Origin of the sequence: Pseudomonas putida (assembly GCF_028682635.1) — a bacterium.
Lineage (GTDB): Bacteria > Pseudomonadota > Gammaproteobacteria > Pseudomonadales > Pseudomonadaceae > Aquipseudomonas > Aquipseudomonas putida_AE.
In genome coordinates this window covers 1-328 of the sequence record NZ_JANHLK010000115.1, presented here as the reverse complement: position 1 = coordinate 328, position 328 = coordinate 1, and the positions used below count along the sequence as shown (strand labels likewise).

Here is a 328-nt window from a genome sequence, read left to right as displayed (position 1 = left end):
ACTCCATGAGCTCCCACACGAATTGCTTGATTCATTGAAGAAGACGAAAAGAAGCAGCCTAAAGGGTTGTAGCTTTGTTGGTTGGAGCGCACTCCATGCTCTGTGGTTAAGAGCGGGGTGAGGTCGGCCTTAGCAGCTCGAAATTGGGTCTGTAGCTCAGTTGGTTAGAGCGCACCCCTGATAAGGGTGAGGTCGGCAGTTCGAATCTGCCCAGACCCACCAATTTTGTGTGGGAAACCTGTAGAAAATACGGGGCCATAGCTCAGCTGGGAGAGCGCCTGCCTTGCACGCAGGAGGTCAACGGTTCGATCCCGTTTGGCTCCACCAT

2 tRNA genes are annotated in these 328 nt (G+C 53.7%); both read left to right on the top strand.

Annotated elements, in window-relative coordinates:
* Window positions 1–145: 145 nt before the first annotated feature.
* A tRNA-Ile gene (locus NPS56_RS31105) sits at window positions 146–222 on the top strand.
* A 29-nt stretch (window positions 223–251) separates the two neighbouring features.
* A tRNA-Ala gene (locus NPS56_RS31100) sits at window positions 252–327 on the top strand.
* Window position 328: the final 1 nt, after the last annotated feature.